At 65.7% G+C, this 17,884-nt stretch carries 14 protein-coding genes; 9 read left to right on the forward strand and 5 right to left on the reverse strand.

The annotated features are described in order from the left end of the window. Positions 1-402: 402 nt before the first annotated feature. Complete coding sequence (locus EV665_RS18600; RefSeq protein ID WP_133035229.1) at positions 403-2,277, forward strand: L,D-transpeptidase family protein; 1,875 nt, start codon at positions 403-405, stop codon at positions 2,275-2,277. A 71-nt stretch (positions 2,278-2,348) separates the two neighbouring features. On the opposite strand, the gene EV665_RS18605 is transcribed toward EV665_RS18600, so the two are convergent. Further along, positions 2,349-3,023: an HAD family hydrolase gene (locus EV665_RS18605; RefSeq protein WP_133035230.1), complete on the reverse strand. Its 675-nt coding sequence runs from the start codon at positions 3,021-3,023 to the stop codon at positions 2,349-2,351. A 202-nt stretch (positions 3,024-3,225) separates the two neighbouring features. On the opposite strand from EV665_RS18605, the gene rpiA reads away from it, so the two are divergent. The 3 genes from rpiA to gor all read left to right on the forward strand — a co-directional run bounded on the left by rpiA (position 3,226) and on the right by gor (position 6,139). After that, the gene (rpiA, locus tag EV665_RS18610) at positions 3,226-3,924 is read left to right on the forward strand and encodes a ribose-5-phosphate isomerase RpiA (protein ID WP_064330263.1); all 699 of its coding nucleotides are present in this window, start codon (positions 3,226-3,228) and stop codon (positions 3,922-3,924) included. An 18-nt stretch (positions 3,925-3,942) separates the two neighbouring features. Further along, complete coding sequence (locus EV665_RS18615; protein ID WP_064330262.1) at positions 3,943-4,488, forward strand: DUF2059 domain-containing protein; 546 nt, start codon at positions 3,943-3,945, stop codon at positions 4,486-4,488. Between the two features lie 262 nt (positions 4,489-4,750). Beyond that, positions 4,751-6,139: a glutathione-disulfide reductase gene (gene gor, locus EV665_RS18620; protein ID WP_133035231.1), complete on the forward strand. Its 1,389-nt coding sequence runs from the start codon at positions 4,751-4,753 to the stop codon at positions 6,137-6,139. On the opposite strand, the gene EV665_RS18625 is transcribed toward gor, so the two are convergent. Further along, a complete protein-coding gene (locus EV665_RS18625; protein ID WP_133035232.1) occupies positions 6,117-7,019 on the reverse strand; it encodes a LysR family transcriptional regulator in 903 nt (300 codons plus the stop codon). The two genes, gor and EV665_RS18625, sit on opposite strands and share 23 nt — an antisense overlap. A 560-nt stretch (positions 7,020-7,579) precedes the next feature. Here EV665_RS18625 and EV665_RS18630 point away from each other — a divergent pair. Continuing rightward, a complete protein-coding gene (locus tag EV665_RS18630) occupies positions 7,580-8,953 on the forward strand; it encodes a class II 3-deoxy-7-phosphoheptulonate synthase (protein WP_064330258.1) in 1,374 nt (457 codons plus the stop codon). A 122-nt stretch (positions 8,954-9,075) separates the two neighbouring features. After that, a complete protein-coding gene (locus tag EV665_RS18635; protein ID WP_133035233.1) occupies positions 9,076-9,471 on the forward strand; it encodes a GFA family protein in 396 nt (131 codons plus the stop codon). A 36-nt stretch (positions 9,472-9,507) separates the two neighbouring features. Here the strand turns inward: EV665_RS18635 and EV665_RS18640 are convergent, their stop codons facing one another. The 3 genes from EV665_RS18640 to EV665_RS18650 form a co-directional block, all read right to left on the reverse strand. Beyond that, the gene (locus EV665_RS18640) at positions 9,508-11,229 is read right to left on the reverse strand and encodes a pilus assembly protein TadG-related protein (RefSeq protein WP_133035234.1); all 1,722 of its coding nucleotides are present in this window, start codon (positions 11,227-11,229) and stop codon (positions 9,508-9,510) included. A 2-nt stretch (positions 11,230-11,231) separates the two neighbouring features. Beyond that, positions 11,232-11,654, reverse strand: coding sequence for a TadE/TadG family type IV pilus assembly protein (locus tag EV665_RS18645; protein ID WP_064330255.1), 423 nt, complete (start codon positions 11,652-11,654; stop codon positions 11,232-11,234). A 224-nt stretch (positions 11,655-11,878) separates the two neighbouring features. After that, complete coding sequence (locus tag EV665_RS18650) at positions 11,879-13,807, reverse strand: LTA synthase family protein (RefSeq protein WP_084437901.1); 1,929 nt, start codon at positions 13,805-13,807, stop codon at positions 11,879-11,881. Positions 13,808-14,120: 313 nt separating this feature from the next. Between EV665_RS18650 and EV665_RS18655 the strand changes: the two genes are divergently transcribed. The 3 genes from EV665_RS18655 (at position 14,121) to EV665_RS18665 (ending at position 17,762) form a co-directional block, all read left to right on the forward strand. Beyond that, positions 14,121-15,800: an NAD+ synthase gene (locus tag EV665_RS18655; protein WP_133035309.1), complete on the forward strand. Its 1,680-nt coding sequence runs from the start codon at positions 14,121-14,123 to the stop codon at positions 15,798-15,800. Positions 15,801-15,803: 3 nt separating this feature from the next. Continuing rightward, a complete protein-coding gene (locus EV665_RS18660; protein WP_133035235.1) occupies positions 15,804-16,151 on the forward strand; it encodes an ammonium transporter in 348 nt (115 codons plus the stop codon). Positions 16,152-16,325: 174 nt separating this feature from the next. After that, on the forward strand, positions 16,326-17,762 hold the full coding sequence (locus EV665_RS18665) for a sensor domain-containing diguanylate cyclase (RefSeq protein ID WP_245507764.1): 1,437 nt from the start codon (positions 16,326-16,328) through the stop codon (positions 17,760-17,762). Positions 17,763-17,884: the final 122 nt, after the last annotated feature.

A 17,884-nucleotide genomic window follows, 5' to 3' on the forward strand; every position in this document is an offset into this window, starting at 1 on the left:
CTGGCCCATCTGCGACGGGGTTGCAAGGGGCGGAATGATCCTGCGGGACGAGACTTTCGGTTAAAATCGATTAGGCCGGCGCATGGCCGCCGACGGTCCGGCCGGGCTTTCGACGCTGTGCCTTTTCCATCACAATCGTCCGCTTGTTTTTTCACGCCTGCCAGGCGGAATTTTCCCGATTTGCGTTTCCTGCAGAAAAAATCGACGGCAATTCAAATTTTTACGGGGCCTCGTCCGTCTGGCTTGCCAGGGGCTGGCGTCACGGATTCGTGAGGTTTTGCGGGGGCTGCGGGAAGGGGCGTTTCCTTTTCATCAACCATCCTTTCCTATAACTTACCGGCCTGCTGGTTCGGGCGCCGCCAGAGACCGTGACGTACGGTTCATTCGGGGAATGGAATATAGATGAAGCTTACCAAGACTGCCGTGCTGGCCGCCACGCTGGCTCTTTCCTGCGCCGCCGTTTCGCTCCATGCGACACCCGCCAACGCCCTGACCGTGATGGAATGGCTGAACGGCAAGAAGAAGCAGAAGTCCGAGCCGCTTCCGGGCGTCACGACCGGCATTGCACTGCCCGGCGCCGAGGTGAAGCAGGAGGCCAAGCCGCTGCCGCGCGTCACCGGCCCGCGCTACTACACCTACAAGGCGGACGCCCTGAAGCGCGTCGCCGTCGACAAGCTGGCCGACCCGGTCGTCACCAGCTCCATCTCGGCCGATGTCGCGCCGGCCGGCGATGCCGGCGTGCGCGCCGCCTTCTCCAGCATCGACGTGCGTGCGACGCCTGATGCCGCCAAGGCGGTCGAGACCTTCTACGGCACGCAGAAGAAATTCGTCTGGATCGACGGTACCGGCATCAACGACAAGGCGAAGACCGCCATCGCCGTGCTGGCCGACGCGGCCTCCGTCGGCCTCGACCCCTGGGACTATGCGGTCAAGATTCCGGCGGAAAGCTTCGACGGCGCCGACATGAGCGCGCGCTACAGCGAGCTTGCCGCCTTCGAGGTCGGCCTTTCCGCCGCCGTTGCCACCTATGTGCAGGACGCCGTGCGCGGCCGCATCGATCCGAACCGGATTTCCGGCTACCACGATTTCAAGCGCAAGGACGTCAACCTCGTCGCGGCGCTGAAGAACGTGGCGATGAGCAGCAATGTCAGGGGCTATCTCGAAAGCCGCTCGCCGGCGAGCGCCGATTTCCAGGCGCTGAAGGCGGAGCTCGCCAAGCTGAAGGCCGAGACGACGGGCGATGACCGCGTCGTCATCGCCGAGGACACGCTGCTGAAGCCGGGCCAGAGCAATCCGGAGCTTGCCAATGTCGTCAAGGGCATCGTCAAGCACGGCTCGGATGCGCTGAAGACCGATCATTCGCTTGCCATTGCCACCTACAAGGACACGCCGGAATACACGCCCGAGCTGGTCGCGCTGGTCGAAGCCTTCCAGAAGGAGAACGGGCTGAAGCCGGACGGCGTCGTCGGCAAGGCGTCGATCCGCAAGCTCACGGGCGGCGATTCGGTCGCCGACAAGATCGCCAAGCTGGAAGTGGCGCTGGAACAGGCGCGCTGGCTGCCGGTCGATCTCGGCGCGCGCCACGTCTTCATCAACCAGCCGGCCTTCCAGGTCTATTACTACGAGGACGGTGCGGAAAAGTTCTCGATGCGCACGGTGGTCGGCTCGAAGTCGAACCAGACCTATTTCTTCGAGGACAAGGTGCAGACCGTCGAGGTGAATCCCTATTGGGGCGTGCCGCAGTCGATCATCATCAACGAGATGCTGCCGAAGCTGAGGAACGACCCGTCCTATCTCGACCGCATGGGCTACGAGGTCGCCGTCGGCGGTCGCGCGGTGGCGTCCTCCTCGGTCAACTGGTACGGCTCGACCGCGGGCGTCTCCGTGCGCCAGCCGCCGAGCGGCGACAATGCGCTGGGGGAACTGAAGATCCTGTTCCCGAACAGCCATGCCATCTACATGCACGACACGCCGTCGAAGAGCTTCTTCAAGAAGGACATGCGGGCGCTGAGCCATGGCTGCGTGCGCCTTGCCGAGCCGCGCAAGATGGCGGCCGCCGTGCTGGGCATCAGCGAGGAGGAGGTCGGCAGGGAAATCGCCGCCGGCAAGAACAAGGCGCTGAACGTCAAGGCCGATATCCCGATCTACATCGCCTACTTCACCGCCTGGCCGAACAAGGACGGCGTGGTCGAGTATTTCGACGACGTCTATGATCGCGACAGCTACATGCGCAAGGCCTTTGCCGCCACGCAGAAGGCGCGGCAGATCGAGGGCTGAGGGTTTTCGATCCCGCGTAAGCCGGCCGGAAAAAAGGCGACGTATCCTCTGGATGCGTCGCCTTCGCCGTTTCAGCGGGCGATGAGACGCTCGATCAGGTCGGGCGTCAGTTCGTCGAAATGGCTGATGACGTGGTTCGGCTCAAGCGCGGCGACGGGCACGTCCGAATAGCCGAAGGGCACGCCGATCGAGGGCACGCCGGCATTGCGCGCGACGAGCATGTCGTTGAGGCTGTCGCCGATCATCACCGTGCGTTTCGGGTCGGCCTCGGCGAGACGGACGGTGCCCAGCAGGTGCTCGGCATCGGGCTTGCGCACGGCAAAGGTGTCGCCGCCGGTGATCGCGGCAAAGCGCGGGGTGAGGGCGAGGCCGTCGAGCAGGCGCCGGGCGAGGCCTTCCAGCTTGTTGGTGCAGACGGCGAGGCGGTAGCCGGCGCCGGCAAGGCGGTCCATGGCGTCGACAAGGCCCGGATAGGGCACGGAGACGCCGGGCATGGCTTCGGAATAGTGCTCGACGAAGGCGGCAAGCATGCGCTGCAGCTCCTCATTCGAGATTTCCCGCCCGCGCAGCGCGAAGGCACGCTTGATCATCACCTGGCCGCCATGGCCGACGAGATAGGTAAGGTCGCCGTAACCGACGGGATCGAGGCCTTCGAGGCCGATCGTGTGGTTGAGGCTTGCCACGAGATCGTGCGCCGTATCGATGAGCGTACCGTCGAGATCGAAGACTACGAGAGAAGCGGACATGGGAAAACCTTGTATGGGGAGGAGGCGGGCAGGCCCTTCCGGTATGCGATGGCGGCGGCATTTGCAATCGCCTTCTCCGCCCCGGCCGGCGCGGGACGGGCGGCGATTTTGGCTTTCGTTTGCCGGCGGGGGCGTGTAAGTGTCTCACCGGAAATCCGGCCGCTTCGGCGCCGGCCTACGACCATTCAAGGAGTTTTGGGCCATGGACGCCCGGGAAATGAAGATCAAGGCCGCAGAGGTCGCGCTCACCCATGTCGAGGACGGCATGCGCCTCGGTATCGGCACCGGATCGACCGCCGAGGAATTCGTGCGGCTCCTCGCCGAGAAGGTCGCCGACGGCCTGAAGGTCGAGGGCGTGCCCACCTCCGAGCGCACGGCGCGGCTCTGCGTCGAGCTCGGCGTGCCGCTGAAATCGCTCGACGAATTGCCGGAACTCGATCTCACCATCGACGGCGCCGACGAAGTCGACGGCAGGTTGCGCCTCATCAAGGGCGGTGGCGGCGCGCTGCTGCGCGAGAAGATCGTCGCCAGCGCCTCGACGCGCATGATCGTCATTGCCGACGAGAGCAAGGTGGTCGAGACGCTCGGCGCCTTCAAGCTGCCGATCGAGGTCAATCCCTTCGGCCTCACCGCCACCCGCATCGCCATCGAGAAGACGGCGGCCCGCCTCGGGCTTTCCGGGGCGATCGCGCTGCGCGCCTCGGGCGACGGCACCTTCATGACCGATGGCGGACACTACATTCTCGACGCATCTTTTGGCCGCATTCCTGATGCAGATGCGCTCGCAAGCAGCCTCAATGACATTCCCGGTGTCGTCGAACACGGACTCTTCATCAACATGGCGTCGCTGGCCATCATCGCGGGACCCGCGGGTGCGCGCACGCTGACGGCAAAAGACTAGACAGGAGCACAGACCGACATGATCAAATTTGCTGGTTTCGGCCGGACCCTCGCGGCGACCCTCATCGTTTCGGCAGCGCTTGCCGGCGCCGCCAAGGCGCAGGACGTCACCGACGAGCAGGTCAAGGCCGCCCGCGCCGCCATCGACGCGATCGGCGCGACGAACGGTTTCGACAACATCCTGCCGGGCCTTGCCGTTCGCATCAAGGCGACGCTCGTCCAGGCCTCGCCGAACCACGAAACGGAAATCAACGCCACCGTCGACGAGCAGGCGCTCGCGCTCGCGCCGCGCCGCGCCGACCTGGAGCGGGAGGCCGCGACGATCTATGCCAAGACCTTCACCCAGGAAGAGCTGAAGGCGATCGCCGACTTCTACAGCTCGCCCGTCGGCAAGAAGCTGCTCTCGGACGGCCCGATCGCCACGCGCGAAGTCATGAAGGCCGCCGAGATCTGGGCCGTCGGCGTCGACCGCGACCTGCGCGCCGAAAGCGCCAAGAAGCTCAACCCGATCCTCGGCGCCGCCGCGCCGGCCGAGGGCGGCGAAGCGCAGCCTGCGCAGCAGTGATCGAATGACGAAAGGGCGGCGCAAGCCGCCCTTTTCCGTTGTGCCGCCCCGTCTCCGGCGCTGAGCGATCTCCTGCCGGTCGCGCCCGAGCCGCGCTTCTGGCGACGCGAAGGGGAGGGAAAGCCGGCATGCCGGGCTGCGGCGACGTGGTCTTTCCCTTTTGGCCCGGCTGTTCCTATATGTGTAGCGCCCGGCGACGGATTCGCGAGCGCCGGCCCCCGTCAGACGGCCGTCCGGCCAGGCTTGCCCGCAGGAGATCACCATGCCGACATTCGACTACGACCTCTTCGTCATCGGCGGAGGCTCCGGCGGCGTGCGCAGCGCGCGTCTTGCCGCCAGCATGGGCAAGAAGGTGGGTATCGCCGAGGAATTCCGCTTCGGCGGCACCTGCGTGATCCGCGGCTGCGTGCCGAAGAAGCTCTACGTCTATGCCTCGCAGTTCCCCGAGCATTTCGAGGATGCCGCCGGCTTCGGCTGGCAGGTCGGCGAGACGCGCTTCGACTGGCAGACGCTCGTTGCCGCCAAGGAGAAGGAGATCACCCGCCTGGAGGGCCTCTACCGCAAGGGCCTCGACAATGCCGGGGCGACGATCCTTGCGACCCGTGCCGTGCTCGTCGGGCCGAACACCCTGCGCCTGACGGCGACGGACGAGCTGGTGACGGCCGAACGCATCCTGATCGCCGTCGGCGGCCATCCGACGCCGCATGCCGACCTTCCCGGCCATGAGCTCTGCATCAGCTCCAACGAGGCCTTCGACCTGCCGGAGCTGCCGAAATCCATCCTGATTTCCGGCGGCGGCTATATCGCCGTCGAGTTCGCCAACATTTTCCATGGCCTCGGCGTCGAGACCACGCTGATCTACCGCGGCAGGCAGATCCTGTCGCGGTTCGACCAGGACATGCGCCAGGGCGTGCAGGCGGCGATGATCGCCAAGGGCATCCGCATCCTCTGCGAGGACATCATCACCAGCGTGAGCGAGGCGGCGGGCGGCGGGCGCACCGTCACGACCAAGGCGGGCGAGACGCTTGCCGTCGACCAGGTGATGCTGGCGCTCGGCCGGGTGCCGAACACCGGCAGCCTCGGCCTGGAGACGGCGGGCGTGGCGATGGACGAGCGGGGAGCGGTCGTCGTCGACGCCTATTCCCGCACCAACGTGCCGGGCATCTTCGCGCTCGGCGATGTGACGGACCGCGTGCAGCTCACCCCCGTCGCGATCCACGAGGCGATGTGCTTCATCGAGACGGAGTTCCGCGGCAACCCCGTTTCGCCGGACCACGACCTCATCGCCACCGCGGTCTTCTCCCAGCCGGAGATCGGCACCGTCGGCCTCAGCGAGGAGGCGGCGGCAAAAGCCTTCGATGAACTGGAGGTCTATCGCGCCGAGTTCCGACCGATGAAGGCGACGCTTTCCGGCCGGCAGGAGAAGACGATCATGAAGCTCATCGTCAATGCGGCCGACCGCAGGGTGGTGGGTGCCCATATTCTCGGCCACGAGGCCGGCGAGATGGCGCAGCTCCTCGGCATCTCGCTGAAGGCCGGCGTCACCAAGGACGATTTCGACCGCACCATGGCGGTGCACCCGACGGCATCGGAGGAGCTAGTGACCATGTACCAGCCGAGCTACCGGGTCAGGAACGGACAGCGGGTCTGACGGACGGTTCTTTCTCGTCGGCCAGCCGGCCGGCGAAGCGATCCTCGTGGCGCTTGAAGAGGCTTGCGAGGCGATCGAGGACAAGCCGCATTTCCGGCCGGTGGCGGTCGTCGTCGTTGACGGCGAGCCAGAGCGGATGGGCGAGCGCCTCGATCGGTTCGCCTTCGCGCACGAGCGTCGGCATGGCATCGCCCACGAAGGTCGGCAGCACGCCGCGCCCGGCGCCGCTTGCGATCAGCCGGGCGAGCACGGCCGGCGCGTTCGTCCAGGTGTGGATCTGCGGCTCGTGGTTGCGGAAGACCCATTTTTCCGCATCGGAAACGGCGACCTCCGTGCCGATCGAGACCCAGGGCAGGTCCGCCTCGAAGGCGAGGTTCGCGGCGCGATAGACCGCATAGGCAACGGTCACCGACTTGCGCACGGCGACATTGCCGGACTTGGGCGCGCTGTGGAAGAGGGCGATCATGCCGTGGCGATAGGTCAGGTCCCCGCCCGCCGGCAATTGCTTGCAGCAGAGGCGGAAGCTGTCGGCGGGGCCGCGCAACTCGCTCGTGTTCTCTGCAACGAATCCCATGAGCCAGATATCGCCGGCAATGGCGACGATGGGCAGCGCGAAGGCGTCGCCGTGCCAGCGGGTGATGTCGGCGGTCGTGCGGCGGATCGTCTGGACATGCTCGAACAGCACCATGCCGTCCGGCGCCAGCCGGTAGCCCTGCTGGCTGCGGATGAAGAGCGTGCGGCCCATGGCCCGCTCCAGCGCCAGCATGCGCCGGCCGATCGTCGGCGCGCTGGCGCCCGTGATCGCCGCGGCGCCGGCAAGCCCGCCCTCCGCCGCGACATGGAAGAAAAGCTGCAGATCGCTCCAGTCGACTTCCGACATGCATCGCTCCCGTTGAATGCTCCTTTCTAGCGCAAAAAGCCGCCGGCCGGCATCGCTCATCCGTGAAACGGGCGTTTCATTTCCGCCTCTACGCTTACCGCGAAGCGGTCGCTATCTCGGGAAGGATACCGAAACAGGAGGCCATCATGAGCCCGGAATGGATGATCGCCCTCGACAGGGCGGAGACGGATATGCGAAGGCGCCGGATGGATCCCTTGTCCGATCCGCTGGAAGCGGAAGCCTGGCGGGGTCTGGAGGCGGTGAGCGCGCTTCTTTCGCGTCTCCTCAACGGTCGCGGCCGACCGGAGCCAAGGGGCAGGCGACGGGTCCTGCCGGACCGGGGCGTTGCCTCGCGTGCAATCCTGCGTCGCTTCTAGGCCAGACCCGTCGCCCCCGGTACTCTACAGCCTGTCCCGGAGCGGAGGGCGCAACCGTCGCAAATGCGTCTTTGCTGCTGGAACTGCGGCTATGCAAGACCCATCTAACGGTTTATAAGCCCGCATCTTCAAACGGACGTGGCGCCCCCGGTCATTGCGGGCGCATCAGGACAGGTGAGCATCATGGCAGAGAATTGGACCCCGAGTAGCTGGCGGCACAAGCCCATCCAGCAGGTTCCGGACTATCCCGATCTCGCCGCATTGGCGGCGACAGAAGAGCGCCTTTCGAAGTTTCCGCCGCTCGTCTTCGCCGGCGAAGCACGGCGCCTGAAGGCTTCGCTCGCCAGCGTGGCGGAAGGCAACGGCTTCCTGCTGCAGGGCGGCGACTGTGCCGAAAGCTTCGCCGAACACGGTGCCGACACGATCCGCGACTTCTTCCGCGCCTTCCTCCAGATGGCCGTTGTGCTGACCTTCGGCGCCCAGCAGCCCGTCGTGAAGGTCGGCCGCATCGCCGGCCAGTTCGCCAAGCCGCGCTCCTCGGGCATCGAGAAGCAGGGCGACGTGACGCTGCCGTCCTACCGCGGCGACATCATCAACGGCATCGAGTTCACGGAAGAGGCCCGCGTGCCGAGCCCGGAACGCCAGATCATGGCCTATCGCCAGTCTGCCGCGACGCTGAACCTCCTGCGCGCCTTCGCGATGGGCGGCTATGCCAACCTGGAGAACGTGCACCAGTGGATGCTCGGCTTCGTCAAGGACTCGCCGCAGGCCGAGCGCTACCGCAAGCTCGCCGACCGGATTTCCGAGACCATGGATTTCATGAAGGCGATCGGCATCAGCGCGGAAAACCATCCGGGCCTGCGCGAGACCGATTTCTTCACCAGCCATGAGGCGCTGCTGCTCGGCTACGAGCAGGCGCTGACCCGCGTCGATTCGACCTCGGGCGACTGGTACGCGACCTCCGGCCACATGATCTGGATCGGCGACCGCACGCGCCAGGCCGACCATGCGCATGTCGAATATTGCCGCGGCATCAAGAACCCGCTCGGCCTCAAGTGCGGCCCGTCGCTGACCGCCGACAACCTGCTGGAACTGATCGACCTGCTCAACCCGCAGAACGAGGCGGGCCGCCTGACGCTGATCTGCCGCTTCGGCCATGACAAGGTGGCCGAGAACCTGCCGAAGCTCATCCGCGCCGTCGAGCGGGAAGGCAAGAAGGTCGTCTGGTCCTGCGATCCGATGCATGGCAACACGATCACGCTCAACAACTACAAGACCCGCCCGTTCGAGCGGATCCTGTCGGAAGTGGAAAGCTTCTTCCAGATCCACCGCGCGGAAGGCACGCATCCGGGCGGAATCCATGTCGAGATGACCGGCAACGACGTGACGGAATGCACGGGTGGCGCGCGGGCGCTGTCGGGCGACGACCTCGCCGACCGCTACCACACGCACTGCGACCCGCGCCTCAATGCCGACCAGGCGCTGGAGCTCGCCTTCCTTCTTGCCGAGCGCATGAAGGGCGGCCGTGATGAAAAACGTATGGTTGTGAACGGCTGATCGCCATCCGTTCATGCTTCGGTCCCGTAGATTAGCGGAACTGATGCAAACATTCAGGAATGTGAATTTGACAGGACCGGGCCGGCTCGCAAAGCTGGCCCGGTTTTCGTTTGGGGGAATGCATGAGTGAAGAGCATACGGGGCATTGCCTTTGCGGCGCGGTGCGCTTTCGCACCCGCGGGCCGCTGCGCGAGGTGATCGCCTGCCATTGCAGCCAGTGCCGGCGCCAGACCGGGCATTTCTATGCCGCGACCAATGTGCGCGACGATGCGATGGCGGTCGAGGGCGGGGAGAATGTCACCTGGTACCGGGCGAGCGACACGGCGGGGCGGGGGTTCTGCCGCATCTGCGGTTCGGCCCTGTTTTGGAAGGGCGACAATACGGATTATACCTCGATCATGGCCGGCATCTTCGACCAGCCGACCGGACTGGTTATCGGCAAGCACATCTTCTGCGCCGACAAGGGCGACTATTACGAGATCGAGGACGGCGCGCCGCAATATGCGCAGGGCCATTGAGGCGCGCTTTTTTCCTGTCTTGCCGCTTTTCCCGCTCTACTGAACCAATGCCGGGCGCTGGCAGCGCACACCCGTGACGCGGATATCCGCCTCGCCGACCCGGACGCCCGCGAGGATCAGGAGGTTGTAGAGCAGTTCGTCGATGGCGGGCGTTACGGCGCCGAGCGTGCTGCCGAGTGCCGACGTGATGCCCGGGATGCCGATCGACAGGCCGAGCAGCTTGACGTTGATGTCGACGTCGAGATTGCCGAAGAGGGTGCGGACCGTGGAGGTGAGCGTGTCCCGCGTCGAGACGGATTTCGTCGTTCCGGCGGCGATCTCCGTCGGCGTATAGGTGAGGCGGGTCCGGCCGAGATTCTTCACCTCGGCATGGGCGATGGCGTCGATGCTGAGAAGGGCGGAATCGACGATCCGGGCCTTCTGCACGCGCGCCTTGTCGGAAAAATCCGAGAGGACGGACGGGTCGACCTTGCCGACGGCGACCTCGGCGACGCCGGGAACCGCCTCGATCACCACATTGGCGTTCACTGGCGAGCCGCCGAAGCAGCGGATATCGCTGAGCTTCGCCTCCGAGGCCGCGACCTCGACATAGAGCGGCAGCTTGATGCGCAGGCCGGCGAGCGCGGCAAGGCCGTCGATGCCCAGTTCCACGGAAAGCCGCGTCTGGGCGCTGCGCACCGCGCTGCCCGGCGCGCCGAGCCGATGTGCCGGCGTTTCCACCGGCGGTTCGCCGATCGCAAGGTTCACCTTCACCGCGGCAAGGCCGGGCACGACGGCGCCGACATCGAGCGCCACCTGGTTCGCGCCGTTGGCGAGCGCCGCCGCGGACGTGATCATCTGCAGCGCGTTGATCGACATCTTCCAGTCGCCGCCGGTCGCCACCGCAAGGCCCTTCTTCGGGTCGAGGTTGAGGATGCGCGAGAGCGGCAGCTTCGCCTTGCTGGCGGCGGTTGCCTGCTCGATGAGATGGAGCGCCGAGCGCACGGGGCCGGAAAGGCCTTCGACGGCACGCATGGAGGCGAGGAGCTGGGGCATGGTGATGCCGGCATTCAGCACGTCCTCGTAGGTGCCCGCCGTCAGGTCGAGCTTCGTGGCGACCGCCTTCAGGAACGGCTGAACGGAGATGTCGGTATCGACCAGCGCCCGGTAGTCCATGACGTTGAGCGAGAGGTTGGTGCCGAGCAGCTTGCCCAGAAGCGCATTCAGGATGCCGTCGTTGAGGCTGGCGAGGCGCGTGCCGATGGAAAAGGCCGCCGTCTTGGAGCGGGCGGCCGCGCCGGTCGCCGAGAGAAGCGGCGATCTGGGCGTGAAGAGGGCGGCGACGAAGAGGTCCGAGGTGCGGGAGAGCGTCACCCGAGCGGCGTCCGCATCGGCGCTCGCCGGTTTGAAGCGTTCTTCCGGTGCGATGTCCGGATCGGCGGTGTAGCGCCCACGCTCGACGAGGGCGGTCGCCGGCGTCACCCTGGAATTGACCGCCGTGATCACGGCCGGGATGGTGGTGCCGTTCTTGCCCGTCACCGTGACGGGCAGGTTGTTCAGCGCGAAATAGCCGGCGGCGGATTTCTCCGCTTCTCCGACATTGGCAGCGGCGGCGATGGCGGCAAGGTCGGCCGCGGCCTGCAACGCGCGCTGCTGCACGGTGAGGTAGCCGTAGTCGACGCCGAGGGCGAGCGAGAAGATGAGCAGCGGCAGGCTGATGGCGGCGAGCGTGCCGATATTGCCGTCGCGCTCGCGAAGAAGGCTGCGGGGGCGTTTCATGCTCACAGCCCTCCCACGCGCACGGTGGAATACCGTTCGATCGTCGGGCTCGGCAGGGCAAAGGTGAAGAGGTTCCAGATCGGCAGATCGCCCGAATCATAGGTGATCGTGACGGTGAATTGTTCCGGATTGGCCGGATCGTCGGTAACGACGACCCGCATCTTCGTCCGGTTGAGGAAGGCATAGTCGAACCGCGAGGCGTCGAGATAGCGGTTGACCAGCGAGACGCGCTCGGTCTGGTTGAGGCCGGCGACCGCCGTGCGGGCGGCATCCGCGGCCACCTGCTGCACGGCATGGGTGACGCTGAGATAGATGCCGTAGGCGATCAGCGTGAAGAGGATGAGGAAGAAGAGAGGGGCGATGATCGCGAATTCCAGCGCCGACGTGCCGGCGCGATCCTTCGACAGACGGGACAGGGCGTACATGACATCTCCTTCTTGGGATTGTCCGACGACAAGGCTGTTGTGCATCCCGATGGATGCAGCTTTATCGTGCGCCCAGAGTCTTAATTTCTTCTATAGATTGATTTTCTTGAAAACATGCAACCTCTGATCTTTGCCCGGTTGTCATTTCCTCCGGCGTTGCGCCATCGGCTCGACAGGCTCCGGCAGGGGAGCCGGAACTCGGGCGTGCTGTCGCTTCGGAAAAATCAGGAGCCCGCGGCCATCAGTTCCGCATGGGAATTGAAGAAGCGTTCCAGGCCGTACTGCTTGCCGAACATGATGTCGTGCTGCAGGAAGCGGAAGTCGCGCACCAGCGGATCGATCGTCTTCTTGCGCGCCCAGTCGGCCGTGCCGTTGCCCTTGGCGTCGATCAGCATGTAGCGGTCGATGACGCGCAGCCTGTCGTGCACCGCGCCGAGGAAGCCGGTGTAATAGGGATGCTCGAAGCCGGCTTCCTTGAGGACGTAGTAGGAGAGGAACGCCGGGCTGATCGTGCCGATCTCCTTTTGCGCGCCGGACTTGTTCGACCAGATGACGAGCGGGGTCTCGTGCTCCTTCTTCATCTGCTCGGGAGAGCCCTTGCGCGAGGCGGTGACCCCCTTCATGTAGCCGGAATTCTTGTAGACCGTGTTGAGCGGCGGAAGGTGGTCGCCGAAGACGACGATGATCGTCTCGCGGTCGCGCGTCTTCGCCCAGTCCATCAGCATCTTCAGGCTGCTGTCGGCTTCCTTCACGCCCTGGGCGTAGCTCGCCAGCATGCGGTTGCTGCGGGCGTCGAGCTGGCCGTCGACATCGATGTCGGTCTTGGCGTAGCGACCATCGTCATAGGGGCCGTGACCCTGCAGCGTGACGGTGAAGAAGAAGAACGGGTCCTCCTGCATGTCCGCCTGGCGGATGAGCTCCCGCGTCAGCGCCTCGTCCGAGGTGAAGTTGCCGCGCTTTGCCAGCGGCGGCATCTTCTCGACGTCCTTGAAGGTCTCGAAGCCGAAGGCCTTGTAGACGCTCGTGCGGTTCCAGAACCAGCCGGAGAACGGGTGGATGGCGCGTGCCGTATAGCCTTCCGCCCGGAAGAAGGTGGCGAGCGAGGGGATCGGCTTGCGCACATATTGCTGGTAGGGGATCGAGCCCGTCGGCAGGAAGGCGTTGGAAAAGCCCGTCAGCGCCTCGAACTCGACATTGGCGGTGAGGCCGCCGAATTCCGGGGAGAAGACGCTGCCGCCCTGGTTCTCGCGGATGACGGGCATCGGGTCGGCCGAGAGCTTCACGGTTTCGAGGCGTGTCGGATCCCACAGCGATTCGCTCATGACGACGATGACATCGGGCTTGCTGCGATGGCTCGTGCCGGCCGGCACGGGCTTGGAGGGGATCTTGTCGATCGCGTCGATCATGTAGCCGGCGGGCGTCTGTACATTGGCCATCGGCAGGTTGATGGCGAAGGCCATGACGAAGCCGTTGTGACGATAGTTCTCCGCCTGGTCCCACATGATCGGGAAGATCTTCAGCCGGTCGCGGACCCAGGAGAACTGGTTGTAGTCCATGATGGACACGAAGCCGGCGAGAAGCGGCAGCGCGATGGCAAGCCGCGTCAGGCGTTCCTTCTTCGTCAGCGGCCGGAAACGGCGCCAGGCGAAGACCCAGAGGCTGACGAGGCCGACGACGGAGGCGAGCACGGCGACCGCCATGAGGGCGGCCGTCCACGGGCGGTCCTGCACGAGAACGGGCATCAGCTCCAGGATCTGGCGGCCGAAGAGCAGGTCCGTCGGATAGAGCGGGTCGGTGAGGAAGACCTGCTTCTGCTGGGAGATCACGCCCATCAGCACGACGAGCGGCGAGACGAGCAGGACGGCCTTGTGCTGGCGGCCGATCAGGGCGTCGATGGCGAGATAGAGCAGGAAGAAGACGCCGGTCGTGGTCCAGGCCGGCCGGCCGAGGCTGGTGAAATAGATCCAAGTCTGGTCGAGCGAGCCGCGCGTGACGAGTTCGACGACGACGACGGTGAGGAGCGCGAGAAGCCCGGAAACGGCAAGCGAACGCAGGACGGCGAGCGCCTTGGCGTGGCGCGCGAAGAAGCCTGCCTCGACGGCGATCTCTTCGCTTGCATTGATCGCCACGGTGGCGGAGGTGAGCAGGGCCAAGGCCGTCTCCAGATTTCATGAAAGTTTCGTGTATCTGTCATACGGTTGTCATCTTGAACAGGAGATGAACGTTTTCTGCAACGTTCTTCCCCTGTTTTGGTTCCTGCGCCGCAGGGCCGCGGTGGCGCGTCGAACCCCTTGAAAACCGGACATTTCCGCCGAAAGCGCCGGCAAAGGTTCCGCCCTTCATTCCCAAAGCGCCCGTCATGCTCTAAAGAGCTTGTCGACCGTTCGAGAGTGCGACAGCGACGCGCGGCCGCAGGCTCGGACACCAGCAGGAGATGGGTCCGCAGACATGACTTCCGATCAAGACATGACCTCCGATCAGGGCAGGGCGACGCTGCGCATCGCGGTTGCGCAATTGAACCCGACCGTCGGCGACGTCGCCGGCAACCTCGCCAAGGCGCGCGCCGCCCGCGAGGACGCCGCCCGGCAGGGCGCCGACCTTTTGCTGCTGACCGAACTCTTCATCTCCGGCTATCCGCCGGAAGACCTCGTGCTGAAGCCGGCCTTCCTGAAGGCCTGCCGGCGCGCCGTCGACGATCTCGCCGCCGACACCGCCGGGGGCGGTCCCGGCGTCATCGTCGGCTTTCCACGGCAGGACGAGACGGGGCGCTACAACGCCGTCGCCGTCATCGACGGCGGCAAGGTGATCGCGGTGCGCGACAAGGTGGACCTGCCGAACTATGGCGAATTCGACGAAAAGCGTGTCTTCGACCAGGGCGCGATGCCCGGTCCCGTCAATTTCCGCGGCGTTCGCCTCGGCATCCCGATCTGCGAGGACATCTGGGGCGAGCTCGGCGTCTGCGAAACGCTGGCCGAGAGCGGCGCGGAAATCCTGCTGTCGCCGAACGGCTCGCCCTATTATCGCGGCAAGGTCGACATCCGCCACCAGGTCGCCCTGAAGCAGGTCATCGAGACCGGCCTGCCGCTGCTCTACGCCAACCAGCTCGGCGGCCAGGACGAGCTGGTCTTCGACGGCGCCAGCTTCGCCTTCAACGCGGACAAGTCGCTCGCCTTCCAGATGAGCCAGTTCGAGGAGACGGTCGCGCTCACCACCTGGAAGAAGCGTGCGGACGGCTGGATCTGCGACAGCGGGCCGACGTCGCGCATTCCCGAGAAGGAGGAGGCGGACTACCGCGCCTGCCTGCTCGGCTTCCGCGACTACGTCAACAAGAACGGCTTCAAGAACGTCGTGCTCGGCCTGTCCGGCGGCATCGATTCGGCGATCTGCGCGGCGATCGCCGTCGACGCGCTCGGCGAGGAGCGGGTGCGCTGCATCATGATGCCCTACCGCTATACGTCGAAGGATTCGCTGAAGGACGCGGCCGATTGCGCCCGGCTACTCGGCTGCCGCTACGACATCGTGCCGATCGAGGCGCCGGTGACCGGCTTCCTCTCCTCGCTTTCGGAGCTCTTCGAAGGCACAGAGGAAGGCATCACCGAGGAGAACCTCCAGAGCCGCGCGCGCGGAACCATCCTCATGGCGGTCTCCAACAAGTTTGGCTCGATGGTCGTCACGACCGGCAACAAGTCGGAAATGTCGGTCGGCTATGCGACGCTCTACGGCGACATGAACGGCGGCTTCAACCCGATCAAGGACCTCTACAAGATGCAGGTCTACGCCATTTCGCGCTGGCGCAACGCGCATGTGCCGCCGGGCGCGCTCGGGCCGACGGGGGAGGTGATCCCGCAGAACATCATCGACAAGGCGCCGTCCGCGGAGCTGCGCCCCAACCAGACCGACCAGGATTCGCTGCCGCCCTATCCGGTGCTCGACGACATCCTCGAATGCCTGGTGGAGCTGGAGATGAGCACCGAGGAGATCGTCGCCCGCGGGCACGACGCGGCGACGGTGCACCGGGTCGAGCACCTGCTCTACATCGCCGAATACAAGCGCCGCCAGTCCGCCCCGGGCGTGAAGATCACCAGGAAGAATTTCGGCCGCGACCGGCGCTACCCGATCACCAACCGCTATCGCGACCGGGGGTAGGGCGTGGACGGGCCTGCCGACGCGCCGGGCGCGCGCCCGGCCTTCACCGAGGAGGAAATGCGGCTGATCCGGCTGTGGTCGCTGAGCGACCTTTCGGCCGGACGGCAGCTTTCGGCGCAGATCGCCTATTTCGCGACGCCGGCGGTTTTCGGCCTCTACGGCCTTGCCACCGGCGGCTTCGTCGTCCTCGGCGTCGCCTTCCTCTGCATCCTGCTCCTCCTCGCCTGGGGTTTCGTCACCACCTGGCGTGACCAGCGCGATCTCGTGCTGATGCAGTCGATCTGCCGGAAACTCTCGGCGGGCGAGGAGACGGAGCCGGCGGGCTTCCCAGATCCGGCCAGCCGGAGTTAAGTTTTCGCTCACCAGCCCGCTTAAGCGAATTTTGCCGTCTCTCAACTAGCCTTCGTTCAACAAAGCCGGGAAAACCGGCGGGGGACAGGCAGGGAAACGATGACGGGCAAGGCACAAGGGGGCCGCGCGAGGCGGCGACGCGGGGTTGGTTTGGCGATCCGGACGGCGGCGGTGATGATCGTCCTCCTGTTCGGCGTCGCGAATTATCTCGTCCTCGACTATGCGATCGAGCGGGCCGACAGTTTTGTCGCCGAGACCGAGCGCACGCTGGTGCGCAACGAGTTCAGCCACCAGATCGACCAGGTGGTGCAGTATCAGAGCCAGTTGTCCTTCTGGGACAAGACCTTCGCCGAACTGAAGGACGGCATGCCGGGCGATGCCTTCGTAAGGGACCATATCCGCGACTGGATGTGGGCCGATTTCGGTTTCTCCTGGATGATCTTCACCACGCCGGGCGGCGAGAAGGTGCTCGGCGTCCATCGCGGCGAGAAGGTCTCCGAACGCAAGGCGCGCGAAAAGCTGCATTGGGTGAGCGACCTTACCCTCAAGGCCGAGCGCGCCTACCGCGAGGCGCTGTCGCCCGATCGCGGCGGCTGGCAGGTCAAGGGCGCCAAGGAGGATCCCGATCTCCTGACGCCGGCGCTGCCGGAAATCCATGTCTCGGGCATGCGCCTCATCGACCGGGTCATGAGCATCGTCGTCGTGCAGGCCGTCATTCCGAAGTCGCTCTACGTTCCCGCCAGCCGGATGCAGCCGACGCTGCTGATCACCGTCAAGCCCGTTTCGCAGAAGATGCTGGCCAATACCGAGCGGCGGCTCGGCGTGCACGATCTCGGCTTCACGCCCATCGTGACGCAGGAGCCGGGGCTGGTGATGACGCCGGTCGGCGCGGACAGCTACAATCCGATGGTCGCCTCCTGGCGGCCGAACATGCCAGGCACCTTCGTGTGGAAATCGGCGCTGCCGCAGATCGCGATGTTCGTGCTGGTCTTCGCCGGCGTCATGCTCTTCGTCACGCTGCGCTTTTCCGCGCTCGTCAAGGCGCTGCAGCGCAGCGAGGCGCAGAACGCCTTCCTCGCGCGGCACGATCCGCTGACGGGGCTGAAGAACCGCAGCGGTTTCGACGAGGAGGTGCGCCGCGCCGTCCGCAAGGGCGAGAGCCAGCCCTTCTCGATCCTCGCGCTCGACCTCGACCGGTTCAAGGCCGTCAACGACCGGCACGGCCATGCGGCAGGCGATGCGGTGCTGCAGGCCGTCGCCCGGCGCTTTTCCGAGCGCATCGGCACGCTCGGCTCGGTCGCGCGTCTCGGCGGCGACGAGTTTTCCGTGCTGCTCACCGGCGCCTTCAGCCGGGAGGCGCTCCTCGAACTCGCCGAGGGCCTCGTGCGCGATGCGCAAGTGCCGATCGCCCATGACGGGCAGTTGCTGGCCATCGGCGGCAGCGCGGGCATCGCCCAGTTCCCCGACCACGGCGGCAGCCTGCATGACGTGATGGTGATGGCGGATGCGGCGCTCTATGCGGCCAAGAATGGCGGTCGCAACCGCGCCGTCCATGCCGGCGACATGGGCAGCGAGGCGGTTGCCGAGGCCGGCGCGGCGCGCGCCGCTTGAGGCCGCTCGCACCCGCCTGTGCCGAAATTCCCCAGCGCCCTGTTTCCATAGGCTTTCCGGCAAGGCCGGTCTTTGGGTGCCTATGATGGTTCGCCCCATCCGGGAGGCACCGCTCTGAGGCG

It is taken from the genome of Shinella granuli (assembly GCF_004341885.1).
Taxonomy (GTDB): Bacteria; Pseudomonadota; Alphaproteobacteria; order Rhizobiales; family Rhizobiaceae; genus Shinella; species Shinella granuli.